This window comes from Micromonospora sp. CV4, assembly GCF_003667455.1.
GTDB lineage: Bacteria > Actinomycetota > Actinomycetes > Mycobacteriales > Micromonosporaceae > Micromonospora.
Map to the genome: position 1 here is coordinate 1 of NZ_RCVI01000182.1, position 11,879 is coordinate 11,879.

Genomic DNA, 11,879 nt, shown 5'->3' on the forward strand with positions numbered 1-11,879 from the left:
GACCACTCTGCGCCGCCCTGCCCACCGGCACCGACCCCGGCAACCCGACCTTCCTCGCCGACCAACCCGTCGACCAGGCGCTGCGCTGGATGCCCACCCTCACCACCTTCGAAGCGGCCGTACGCACCAGCGGCGTCCTCGCCGACCTGCCCACCGGCACCGGCGTCACCATCCTGGCGCCCTCCGACGACGCCTTCGCCGCCAAGTTCTCCGAGGACAACTGGGACAACCTGATGGCCCGCCACACCGACCAGCTGCGCACCCTGCTCAAGGCGCACCTGATCGCCGGAACCCACCCCATCGACGACCTGGCGTCCGCCGGCACCGCCACCACCCTCGACGGCACCACGGTCACCCTCACCCGCACCGGACCCACCACCCGCATCGCCGACCGGGCCGACGCGGTCTGCGCCGACTACCAGGCCACCAACGCGCGCATCCACATCATCAACGCCGTCCTCGGCCCACTGCCCACCACCGCCAACGACACCGACCAGCGGGCCCACTGACCGCCCTCACCGCGCCTGGTCCACCGAACCCAGGGCGGCCAACGCCCGGTTGGTGCGGTTGGCCCGCACCGCGTCGCGCTGCTGATCGGCCGTCACCTCGATGTACGTCTGCGACGACGCCAACGACGCGTGCCCCAGCAACCGCATGATCTCCGCCGCGCTCGCCCCGTCCTCGGCCAGCCGCGTCGCGAACGTGTGCCGCAGCGCGTGCAACCGCGCGCCACGCGGCACCCGGTCACCGATCCCCGCCCGCCGGTAACACGACTCCACCAGATACTGGAGCCCACCGCGGCGCAGCGGCTCACCCCGCCGGTCCACCAGCAAGGCCGAGTCCGGGCGTACCGACCGGGACCCGAAACGCCGGACCCGACTGTCCAGGTAGTCCACCAGCACCCGGTCCAGGTCCGCCTCGATCGGCACCACACGGGGCCGGCCACCCTTGCCCACCACCTCAATTCGCCGTTCACCGAGCCGACCGGCCAGCGAGCCGACCCGCAACGCCAGCAACTCCGACAGCCGCAACCCCGCGCAGAGCGCCACCGCCAGAACCGCCACGTCCCGCTCCGGCCACGGGTCGCGCTGCCGACCGTCGTCGCGCGCGGCCGAGGCGAGCAGCAGCTCGGGGGTGTCCGCCCCGCGCAGCGGCTTCGGCTGGGGGAGCAGGGCCCGGGGCCGGCCGACCGCCGGCATCGGATTACCCGCCACCACCCCGTCCGCCACGAGGAACGTGAAGAAGCTGTTCCAGGTGGACCAGGCCCGGTGCACCGACGCGGGCGCGCGGGGCGCGGCGAACCGGGCGAACGCCGCCCGCATCACCCGGGGGGAGAGATCGGTGATCGACAACGCGGCGCGGGGGAGGGGAGTGGCGACGTCGTCGGCGATCAGGGCGGCCACCGCGTGCAGGTCCCGCCGGTACGCCGCGAGGGTGTGCGGGGACGGCTTGCGCGTCGCCCGGGCGGCCAGGAACTCCTCGATCAGCACCCCGAGCGATTCGTCCTTTTTGTCATGCATAAGGAATATTATGCAGCTTTTTCGCGTTCACTGGCAAGGGGAGAGGGGGAGCGCGGTGACCCAACCGAGGCGCTATGTCCTGACCGGAGGCCCAGGAGTCGGCAAGACCACGCTGATCCAGGCGCTGCGCCGCCGAGGGCACCTGGTGGTCCGGGAGGCGGCCACCGACGTCATCGCGGCCCGGCAGGCGCAGGGGTGCGCCGAACCCTGGCGGGAACCGGAATTCGTCGACGCCGTCGCCCGACTCCAGCACCGCCGCCGGATCGCGGCCGACGCGGAAGGCGACCTGCAGATCCATGACCGGTCACCGTTGTGCACGCTCGCTCTGGCTCGCCACCTGGGCCGGCCGGTCGGGCCCGACCTCGCCGCCGAACTGGACCGGATCGTCCGCCAGCGGTCGTACCAGCGGCTGGTGTTTCTGATCGGCCCACTGGGCTTCGTCACGCGCACGGCCGCCCGCCAGATCGGCTACGCCGAGTCGTTGGCCTTCGCCCGTGTGCACGAGCAGGTGTACGCGGCGTACGGGCACCGGCTGGTCGACGTGCCGGCCGGTGCCCGGTGCACGAGCGGATCACGCTGATCGAGCAGCACCTGTCCACCCCCGACGAGGGGACTCCAAATCGTCTTACTTTACATAATGTACATTATCGAATCGGCGACTGACGGGCCGCCACCAGGCCTCGGGCCTCTACCGACGCTCAGCTGGCGGGTGGTCCAGACCATCCGGTCCCGCTGCGGTGGCGGTCGCCAGGAGTGTTGTGACGTAACTCTGCGGGCCGCCCGTGCTGTTCGCCTTCCCGACTGTCCAACAGGGCCACCGGCACGACCCCCTGATTTTGGAGGCCCTTCTGGGCACGCGATGTGGCGAAGGTCCGGACGCCTCTTCCGACGCCTCTCCCCCGGGAGGTGTCGGCGCGAGGGTGTCCCCCCGCTGTGGACCGTGTGGGATAGCGTGTCGCCGGTCTATTTGGGGAGATCCCCAGCATCCTTCGGGGGAAAGAAGCTGTCACGTGTCATTTTGGAAGAAGACCACGGTTGTAGCGGTCTCGGCGCTCACGGCCCTCGCCGTATCCGCGTGCGGCGTGCAGTCCGGCTCGTCCGACGCGCCGAAGCAGCCCAACGTGCTGGAGCTGCTCGCCAGTGATCTGAAGGGGTCGTTGCAGAAGACGATCGACACCACCGACAAGACCGATTCGGTGACCCTGACGATGACGGGCACGGCGGGCGGCGAGAAGATCTCGATGCAGGGCGTCCTGGACCTGGGTGACCCGGTCAAGGCCGAGATGACGACGGCGGGTCCGGGTGGCACCCCGACCACCGTGCGGATGATCGGCGCCGTGATCTACGTCGAGATTCCGGAGAAGGACCGCGCGAGCACGAACGGCAAGCGCTGGATGAAGATGGACCTGAGCGCGGTCAGCGAGCAGGCGGGACTGAACTTCACCAAGCAGTTCGAGGACGCCGACCCGACCAAGCAGGTCAAGACGCTGCTCGCCTCCGAGGGTGTGTCGGTCGTCGGTGAGGAGACGGTGAACGGGGCGCCGACCGTCCACTACACCGTCACGACTCCGGTGGGGACCCACTTGAAGCAGCTCGATGCCGAGGTGCGGTCGGGCGTCGAGAAGCAGTTCGCCAAGGAAGGCGTCAAGGACATCAAGATCGACCTGTGGGTCGACGAGCAGTACCGGCCGCGCCGTGCGGGCATGGTCATGGGCACGATGGGCGACATGGTTATCGACTACACCGACTACGACAAGGCGGTGACCATCGAGACGCCGCCTGCGGCGGAGACCGCCGACTTCGCCGAGATGCTTCAGGGCCTGAAGGACCTGGGCACGGGCAACTGACCGGAGCTGACATGGTGCCCGGCCGGCGAGGAGACTCACCGGCCGGGCATCGTCGTTTGGAGAATTCGGTGCCGGCGGGGAAACGCCGACGGGCGGCGTACGCCGACATCGTGTCGGGGTACGCCGCCCTCTGGCGGGACGAGCTGCGGGAGGCGGTCCCCCGCTGCCCTGGTGGTTACCTCGGGTCGCGGTTGAACGTCGAGGTCGACCAGATGTAGCCGAGCACGGCGAGCCCCAGGCACCAGACGACCGCGAGCCACCCGTTGTGGCCGATCTCGCTGCCGAGCAGCAGCCCGCGCAGGGTTTCGATGGCGGGCGTGAACGGTTGGTATTCGGCGACCGGCTGGAGCCAGCCGGGCATGGCGTCGACCGGGACGAAGGCGCTGGACAGCAGCGGCAGCAGGATCAGCGGCATCGCGTTGTTGCTGGCGGCCTCGGCGTTCGGGCTGACCAGGCCCATGCCGACGGCGATCCAGGTGAGGGCCAGGGCGAAGATCACGAGCAGCCCGAACGCGGCGAGCCATTCCAGGATGCTGGCGTCGGTGGACCGGAAGCCGATGGCGACGGCGACGGCGGCGACGAGGACCACGCTCATGACCGATTGCAGGACGCTGCCGACGACGTGCCCGACGAGCACCGAACCGCGGTGGATCGCCATGGTGCGGAAGCGGGCGATGATGCCTTCGGTCATGTCGTTGGAGACGGACACCGCGGTTCCGATCACGGTGCTGCCGATGGTCATCAGCAGGAGGCCCGGGACGATGTACGCGATGTAGTCGGAGCGGTCGGCGCCGCCGCCGATGATGCCTGAGCCCATCGTGTCGCCGAAGACGTAGACGAAGAGCAACAGCAGCATGATCGGGGTGAGCAGCAGGTTGAGGGTGAGGGACGGGTAGCGCCGGGCGTGCAGGAGGTTGCGGCGCAGCATCGTGGACGAGTCGCGGGCGGCGAGGGAGAGGGTGCTCATCGGACGGTCTCCTTGGGCTGGTTGGGGATGGTGGCGGCGCCGCCGGTCAGGGCGAAGAACACGTCGTCGAGGTCGGGGGTGTGCACGGTCAGCTCGTCGGCTTCGATGGCGGCCGAGTCCAGTCGGTCGAGGATGGTGCGGAGCTCGCGCTGACTGCCGTCGCTGGGGATCTGCAGCGCGAGGGTCTCGTCGTCGCGGGTGGCGTCGTGCAGCGCGTCGGCGGCGGACTGGTACGAGGTGGGGTCGGTGAAGCGGAGCCGGACGTGTCCGCCGGGGATGAGCCGCTTCAGTTCCTTGGCGGTGCCCTCGGCGGCGATTTTTCCGTCGTTGAGCACGGCGATGCGGTCGGCGAGTTCGTCGGCCTCCTCCAGGTACTGGGTGGTGAGGAAGACGGTGACGCCGTCGGCGACGAGCTCGCGGATGATCTGCCACATGTTGTGGCGGCTGCGGGGGTCGAGGCCGGTGGTGGGTTCGTCGAGGAAGATGATCCGTGGGTTGCCGACCAGGGTCATGGCGAGGTCGAGGCGGCGCTTCATGCCGCCGGAGTAGGTGGAGGCGGGTTTCTTCGCGGCGTCGGTGAGGTCGAAGCGTTCGAGCAGTTCCGCGGCGGCGCGGCGGCCTTCGCTCTTGGGCAGGTGGTGCAGGTCGGCCATGAGGAGCATGTTCTCCTCGCCGGTGATCAGGTTGTCGACGGCGGAGAACTGGCCGGTGACGCCGATCGCGGCGCGGACCGCCTGGGGGGCGGTGGCGAGGTCGTGGCCGCCGACGTGGATGGCGCCGGAGGCGGGGTCGGCGGAGATGAGGGTGGAGAGGATCTTGACGGCGGTGGTCTTGCCGGCGCCGTTCGGGCCGAGCAGGGCGAAGATGGTTCCTTCGGCGACGGTCAGGTCGACGCCGTCGAGGACGGTCTTGTCGCCGTAGGACTTGCGCAGCCCGTTTGCCGCGATGGCCAGGTTGGTCATGGTGGGTGCTCCTCAGAGGCTGCGGGCGACGATGTCGCCGTGGGCGGTGGTGGCGTGGATGGTCAGGTCTGCGGTGCCGGCGGTGTTCATGAGGGAGTTGTCGATCCGGCCGAGGGTGGTGCCGGCGTCGAGGGAGGCGGAGACTCCGCGGGCGGCGCCGATCGACACGTTGCCGGCCTGGGTGCGCAGGACGACGGTGCCGCGTACGGCCTCGGTGATGTGGATGTCGCCCTTGACGGTGCTGATCTCCCCCGGCCCGTTGAGGCGGCCGACCGAGATGTCGCCGGCGGCGGTGGCGAGGCGCAGGCTGGCGGCTTCGTCGATTTTGATCGTGCCGTGCGCGCCGTCGTAGGCGACGTCGCCGAAGCGTCCGACGGCCCGGAATTCGGCGCTGGCCGTCTTCGCGGTGACCTGGGAGTTGGTGGGCAGTTGGACGGTCACCTCGATGGATCCGGAGTTTCCGAGGATCTGGTTCTTCGCCGAGGCCTTGATGCGCAGGACGCCGTCGCGGTATTCGACGGTGGTCTGCTCCGCGACCTTCACGTCGCGGGCCTTGGAGGCGTCCGCGGGCAGGACTTCGACGGTGGTGTCGGCCCGGTCGGCGGCGATGAACTGGACGCGGCCGGCGGGGATGTCGAGGACGGCGGAGATCGGGGTGGGGGTGTCGAAGTTCGGCATCGTGCTCTCCTCCTGCGTTTGTTTCTGACACCGGAAACGCTACGTTGCGTTCAGACATCAGGCAACAAGCTTGTTGCGTCCAGTAGGCATAAGCGCAGGTGAAGGCCGCATAATCGTTGCAACTATTGTGAATCTAACGCAACAGCAACGGTTGCGCCCGTTGCATTGGATTGGGAGTGAACGCTATGCTGGCGGTGTTCAGCAAGCGTGAAGGGAGATCGCGATGCCGGGAGGCAGGCTCACCCAGCAGGAACGCCAGCAGATCGCGCTGGGGCTGGCCGACGGGCTCGCGTACGCCGAGATCGCCCGGCGTTTCGACCGCCCCACCTCGACGATCACGCGTGAGGTGATGCGCAACGGCGGCCCCACCGGCTACCGCGCCGATCTGGCCCACCGCGCCACGGAACGCCGCGCGCACCGGCGCAGGCAGACCCCTCCCCCTGGGCCACAGACGCCCTCGCCGGACCACGGGCGCGACGCCGAGGCCGTACGTGAGTACGAGGAGATGTTCACGACCCTCCTCATGCAGCAGGGCCTGCCCAAGATGATGTCCAGGGTGCTGACCTGCCTCTACACCGCCGACGCGGGCAGCCTCACCGCGTCCGAACTCGTCCAACGCGTCCAGGTCAGCCCGGCGTCGATCTCCAAGGCGATCGCGTTCCTGGAGAGTCAGGGCCTCATCCGCCGCGAGCGCGACGAGCGTCGCCGCGAGCGATACGTGGTCGACGACGACGTCTTCTACCAGGGCACGATCGCCGGCGCCCGAGCCAACGCCCAGCTCGCCGAGGTCGCACGGCAGGGCGTGGGCGTCCTCGGCCCCGGCACCCCGGCCGCCGTCCGCCTGGAGAGCATTGCCCGCTTCGTCGACTTCATCGCCGAGAGCATCACCCGCGCTGCCGAGCAGGCCCGCGAGATCCTCTACACGAAACCCGACGCGGCTTCGGGCGGCACCGACGCGGCTTCAGATCGCGGATAGCGGGCCGCCGTGATGGTCGTGGCCCGTGGACGGCAGCGCATCGGACGGGCCGTGGGCGTCCGGGGGTTGAGGAAGAGCGGTACAGCGGTCAGCGCTGAGAATGGTCCGTCGTCGCGCCCTATTCCTCCGGTTCCCAGGCGATCAGCTGGTCGAAGACCCGCCGGTCACCGTCGAGCCGCAGCGAGTCCATCGGAATGCGGCCGTAGCAGAACATGACCAGCTCATGGGCCGTGCCCCGGGCGGAGGCATAGGCCGCCGACTCCGGGCGGTCGCCGGCGACCGGCGTGGCGGTCCGGGCGCCGTCGGCGGAGAACCAGAGCCGCCAGGAACGGCCCTCGGTGGCGTGGTAGTCGATGACCGCGGGCTTGTGCGGCCACGGGACCGTCGTCGCGACGCAGGTGGTCACGAACTCGTCTACACCGTCGAGGGCCACCTCGTCCGGCAGCGGCTGCGGGGCGCCCACGGCGACCTGGGCGTCGTAGGTGTGCACGGCGACCTGCTGGAGCTGGTGCCGGGCGACGGCACCAGTCGTCCGCGGCGACTGCGACGGACCCCACCACGTCCAGCAACCACGATCCGGGCCGGCCTCCCGCAGCGCGTCCAGCAACTCCCCCGTCGACGCGGCGAACCAGGCCAGCAGTGCTTCGCGCTCCCGGGGCGCCACCGGGGCGGACATCGCCGGCGGAGCGTCGGCGGGCCCCGCGGCCACGATGGCGGCCCACCTGCGGCGCCCCTCGCCCAGGTGCTGCACCAGGTCGAACACCGTCCACTCGGGGCAGGTCGGCACCCGCACGTCGAGGCTGGGTGCCGCGGCGACCGCCGCCCGGAAAGCGGCCGATCGTTCGTCCATCAGCCGCAACAGGTCGGCGAACTCCAGCGTCTTTTCCACCGGGGCTGTGTACCACCCCCGCTCCGACAACCGACAGCGGATTTCCCCAACGCCGGCGGCGGGGCCACGCGGAAAATCCGTTGCCCGGCGTCCCACGGGTTAACCATGCTGACGCGCATGGATCAGTGACCAGTGGCGCACGTGCGCGATGACGACGGGTTCGAGTCGCCTCCCCGTCTCCGTCCGCCGTGCCACTCGAAGCCCGCACCGCGTGAGGAGTGCGGGCTCCCTTCACGCGACGTGATCTGCGACGTCGCGCCAGCCGGCGTGCTCCCCGCCGAGACGCCGGCTGCTCGCCACTGGATCCGGGAGGCACGCCCCGGCGCGCCATCGCGCTGCCGGGCGCCTCCTGCCTAGACCTTGGAATCGCCGAAGCCATGAGCACTTCCCGCGATATCCGCGTGCCGGCCCACGGTCGCGGACCCGGCATCGACCGCAAAGCGCTGTGGGTGGTCAGCGAGCTCGGACTGCCCACCATCGTCAAAACCTGCGTGTCATGCAGGTCCACGCGGCACCATCCCACCGGCAAGATCCGGGTCAACGCGAACCACAAGCTGCTCGACGTGTGGCTGCTGATCTGCTGCGACCTGTGCGGCCGCACGTCGAAAATCCCCGTCCACGAGCGCATCAACGTGCGGGCGCTGGACAACGAGCGGCTAGTGATGTTCGAGAACAACGACCCGGCCATGGTGCGAGCGCTGACCATGGACGCGACGCTCGCCCACAAGGCCGCCTACCAACTCGACTGGACCGGCACCTGGCAGCTGGACACCGACATGCCGTTCTACGACCTCCAGCGCGAGGATGCCGCGCCACTCGAGGTCATCATCAGGTTCGAGCTCCCGGCACCCATCCGGGTCGAGAAGCTGCTCACCGCCGGGTTCGGCCTGAGCCGTCCCGCCGTGCGAGGCCTGGTCGACTCCGGGCGCATCCGCCTGCCCCTGCCCATCGACGCCAAGGCCCGCGACGACTTCACCTTCCTGGTCGTCACCACCCCACCGCTGTCACCCGAGCGAACATGAGGTGCCGCCCCACGGCGCGATGACCTGCGCCGTGGGGCGGCCCGCACCATCCGGCCCGCCGTCGGTGGTCAGGCGCCGACATACGCCGCGAGGTGCTGGCCGGTGAGGGTGGAGCGGGCGGCGACGAGGTCGGCCGGGGTGCCCTCGAAGACGATGCGGCCGCCGTCGTGGCCGGCGCCGGGGCCGAGGTCGATGATCCAGTCGGCGTGCGCCATGACCGCCTGGTGGTGTTCGACGACGATGACCGACTTGCCGGAGTCGACGAGCCGGTCGAGCAGGCCGAGCAGGTGTTCGACGTCGGCGAGGTGCAGGCCGGTGGTCGGCTCGTCGAGGACGTAGACGCCGCCCTTCTCGGCCATGTGGGTGGCCAGCTTGAGCCGTTGCCGCTCGCCGCCGGACAGCGTGGTGAGCGGCTGGCCGAGGCTGAGGTAGCCGAGGCCGACGTCGGCGAGCCGTTCGAGGATGGCGTGTGCGGCCGGGGTGCGCGCCTCGCCGGAGCCGAAGAACTCCTCGGCCTCGGTCACCGACATGGCGAGCACCTGGCTGATGTCGCGGCCGCCGAGGTGGTATTCCAGCACGGAGGCCTGGAACCGCTTGCCTTCGCACTCCTCGCAGGTGGTGGCGACGCCCGCCATCATCGCCAGGTCGGTGTAGATGACGCCGGCGCCGTTGCAGGTGGGGCAGGCTCCCTCGGAGTTGGCGCTGAACAGGGCGGGCTTCACGCCGTTGACCTTCGCGAAGGCCTTGCGGATCGGGTCGAGCAGTCCGGTGTACGTCGCCGGGTTGCTCCGCCGCGAGCCGCGGATCGCGCCCTGGTCGACCGAGACGACGCCCTCGCCGGCGGGGATCGAGCCGTGCACGAGTGAGCTCTTGCCGGAGCCCGCCACGCCGGTGACCACGCAGAGCACCCCGAGGGGGATGTCGACGTCGACGTTCTGCAGGTTGTGCGCCGTCGCGCCGCGGATCTCCAGAGTGCCGGTGGGCTTTCGGACGGTGTCCTTGAGGGCGACCCGGTCGTCGAGGTGGCGGCCGGTGACCGTGGCGCTGGCGCGCAGCCCTTCGACGGTGCCCTCGAAGCAGACGGTGCCGCCCGCCGTGCCGGCGCCGGGGCCGAGGTCGACGACGTGGTCGGCGATCGCGATGGCCTCGGGCTTGTGCTCCACGACGAGGACGGTGTTGCCCTTGTCGCGCAGGCGCAGCAGCAGGTCGTTCATCCGCTGGATGTCGTGGGGGTGCAGGCCGATGGTGGGCTCGTCGAAGACGTAGGTGACGTCGGTCAGGGAGGAGCCGAGGTGGCGGATCATCTTGGTGCGCTGCGCCTCGCCGCCGGACAGGGTGCCCGACGGCCGGTCGAGCGAGAGGTAGCCCAGCCCGATCTCGACGAACGAGTCGAGGGTGTGGCGCAGTGCGGCCAGCAGCGGCGCCACGGACGGCTCGTTGAGGCTGCCGACCCATTCGGCGAGGTCGCTGATCTGCATGGCGCAGGCGTCCGCGATGTTGATGCCGTCGATCGTCGAGGAGCGCGCCGCCTCGCTGAGCCTCGTGCCGTCGCACTCGGGACAGGTGGTGAAGGTGACGGCCCGGTCGACGAACGCGCGGATGTGCGGCTGGAGCGCTTCCTTGTCCTTGGACAGGAACGACTTCTGAATCTTGGGGATCAGCCCTTCGTAGGTGAGGTTGACGCCGTCGACCTTCACCTTGACCGGGTCCTTGTAGAGGAAGTCGTGAAGTTCCTTCTTGGTGTAGTTGCGGATCGGCTTGTTGGGGTCGACGAAGCCCGACTCGGCGTAGACCCGGACGGTCCAGAAGCTGTCCGACTTCCAGCCGGGGATGGTGAAGGCGCCTTCGGCGAGGGACTTGGAGTCGTCGTAGAGCTGGGTGAGGTCGATGTCGGAGACCGAGCCGCGCCCTTCGCAGCGCGGGCACATGCCGCCGGTGATGGTGAAGGTGCGGCGCTCCTTCACCGTCTTTCCGCCGCGCTCCATGCTGACCGCGCCCGCGCCGCTGATCGAGGCGACGTTGAAGGAGAAGGCCTGCGGTGAGCCGATGTGCGGCTTGCCGAGCCGGCTGAAGAGGATGCGCAGCATCGCGTTGGCGTCGGTGGCGGTGCCGACGGTGGAGCGGACGTCGCCGCCCATCCGCTGCTGGTCGACGATGATGGCGGTGGTCAGGCCGTCGAGCACGTCGACCTCGGGCCGCGCCAGCGTCGGCATGAATCCCTGCAGGAACGCGCTGTAGGTTTCGTTGATCATCCGCTGCGACTCGGCGGCGATGGTGCTGAACACCAGGGAGCTCTTGCCGGAGCCGGAGACGCCGGTGAACACCGTCAGCCGGCGCTTCGGCAGCTCGATGCTGACGTCCTTGAGGTTGTTCACGCGCGCGCCGTGCACGCGGATCAGGTCGTGGCTGTCCGCGATGTGCGGCGCAGGCGACTGCGTGTCCGTCCTCGTGGCCCTGCTCATCGTGTCTCCATCTGTCGGGCGGGGACCGCCGTCGCGGTCCCCGTCGGCGTCGCCCGGCGGGGTCGTGGTCAGCGTCGCGGAGTGCGGCAACCACGGTATCCGCAGGGTCAGACGATCCAGCGGCCGTCGCGCATCAGGTCGCGCCCGGAAATCTCGTTCGCCTCGCGCCACGCCTGGATGCGGCGGGGGGAGATCCGGAACCAGTGGTACGGCGTGGTCAACGCGCGTGGGTCGAAGCCGGTGTGCGCGGCGAACCGGTCACCCCGCTCCCGCGGCAGCGCGTCGATCTCGAGGACCTCGATGTCGCCCTCGATCATCGACACGTCGCGGGTGTGGCCCAGGGCCAGCCGGGCGGCCCGGGTGGCAGCCAGGTTCCGGCCGGTCGGGGTGTCCGCCGCCGTGGCCAGGAGCAGGGTCTCGCCGTCCCAGTGGAAGGACAGTGGCACCAGGTACGGCGTGCCGTCGGCCGCGGCGCTGGCCACCCAGACGTCGATGTCGTGGGTGAGCCGGTGCTCGGTGTCGCGGCGACGTCGAGCGGGCGGGCGGGGGTCGGCGT

General features: G+C 70.0%; 12 protein-coding genes. 5 read left to right on the forward strand and 7 right to left on the reverse strand.

Features of this window, described 5'->3' with window-relative positions:
* Positions 1–509 (forward strand): fasciclin domain-containing protein (locus EAD98_RS05250; protein ID WP_147457335.1); only part of this gene is annotated, 509 nt, incomplete at its 5' end.
* A 6-nt stretch (positions 510–515) separates the two neighbouring features.
* On the opposite strand, the gene EAD98_RS05255 is transcribed toward EAD98_RS05250, so the two are convergent.
* Complete coding sequence (locus EAD98_RS05255; RefSeq protein WP_121652949.1) at positions 516–1,520, reverse strand: tyrosine-type recombinase/integrase; 1,005 nt, start codon at positions 1,518–1,520, stop codon at positions 516–518.
* A 55-nt stretch (positions 1,521–1,575) separates the two neighbouring features.
* Between EAD98_RS05255 and EAD98_RS05260 the strand changes: the two genes are divergently transcribed.
* Both EAD98_RS05260 and EAD98_RS05265 read left to right on the forward strand, forming a co-directional pair.
* The gene (locus EAD98_RS05260) at positions 1,576–2,100 is read left to right on the forward strand and encodes an AAA family ATPase (protein ID WP_199723296.1); all 525 of its coding nucleotides are present in this window, start codon (positions 1,576–1,578) and stop codon (positions 2,098–2,100) included.
* Between the two features lie 430 nt (positions 2,101–2,530).
* On the forward strand, positions 2,531–3,367 hold the full coding sequence (locus tag EAD98_RS05265; RefSeq protein ID WP_121652951.1) for a hypothetical protein: 837 nt from the start codon (positions 2,531–2,533) through the stop codon (positions 3,365–3,367).
* Between the two features lie 175 nt (positions 3,368–3,542).
* Here EAD98_RS05265 and EAD98_RS05270 read toward each other — a convergent pair whose 3' ends face one another.
* From EAD98_RS05270 to EAD98_RS05280, 3 genes are read right to left on the reverse strand one after another with little or no spacing between them, the layout of a single operon-like run.
* The gene (locus EAD98_RS05270) at positions 3,543–4,334 is read right to left on the reverse strand and encodes an ABC transporter permease (RefSeq protein ID WP_121652952.1); all 792 of its coding nucleotides are present in this window, start codon (positions 4,332–4,334) and stop codon (positions 3,543–3,545) included.
* Complete coding sequence (locus EAD98_RS05275; RefSeq protein WP_121652953.1) at positions 4,331–5,296, reverse strand: ATP-binding cassette domain-containing protein; 966 nt, start codon at positions 5,294–5,296, stop codon at positions 4,331–4,333. Before EAD98_RS05275 ends, EAD98_RS05270 begins: the two co-directional genes overlap by 4 nt.
* A 12-nt stretch (positions 5,297–5,308) precedes the next feature.
* On the reverse strand, positions 5,309–5,974 hold the full coding sequence (locus tag EAD98_RS05280; RefSeq protein ID WP_121652954.1) for a DUF4097 family beta strand repeat-containing protein: 666 nt from the start codon (positions 5,972–5,974) through the stop codon (positions 5,309–5,311).
* Between the two features lie 223 nt (positions 5,975–6,197).
* Between EAD98_RS05280 and EAD98_RS05285 the strand changes: the two genes are divergently transcribed.
* On the forward strand, positions 6,198–6,950 hold the full coding sequence (locus EAD98_RS05285; RefSeq protein WP_121652955.1) for a helix-turn-helix domain-containing protein: 753 nt from the start codon (positions 6,198–6,200) through the stop codon (positions 6,948–6,950).
* 118 nt (positions 6,951–7,068) lie between these two features.
* Here EAD98_RS05285 and EAD98_RS05290 read toward each other — a convergent pair whose 3' ends face one another.
* Positions 7,069–7,839 (reverse strand): maleylpyruvate isomerase family mycothiol-dependent enzyme, encoded by a 771-nt coding sequence (locus EAD98_RS05290; protein WP_121652956.1) that lies wholly within the window; start codon positions 7,837–7,839, stop codon positions 7,069–7,071.
* 377 nt (positions 7,840–8,216) lie between these two features.
* Here EAD98_RS05290 and EAD98_RS05295 point away from each other — a divergent pair, with 377 nt between their 5' ends.
* On the forward strand, positions 8,217–8,861 hold the full coding sequence (locus EAD98_RS05295; RefSeq protein WP_233583721.1) for a DUF1062 domain-containing protein: 645 nt from the start codon (positions 8,217–8,219) through the stop codon (positions 8,859–8,861).
* A gap of 68 nt (positions 8,862–8,929) precedes the next feature.
* Here the strand turns inward: EAD98_RS05295 and EAD98_RS05300 are convergent, their stop codons facing one another.
* Complete coding sequence (locus EAD98_RS05300) at positions 8,930–11,323, reverse strand: excinuclease ABC subunit UvrA (RefSeq protein WP_121652958.1); 2,394 nt, start codon at positions 11,321–11,323, stop codon at positions 8,930–8,932.
* Positions 11,324–11,430: 107 nt separating this feature from the next.
* A partial coding sequence (locus EAD98_RS05305; protein ID WP_121652959.1) for a pyridoxamine 5'-phosphate oxidase family protein occupies positions 11,431–11,879 on the reverse strand: 449 nt, incomplete at its 5' end.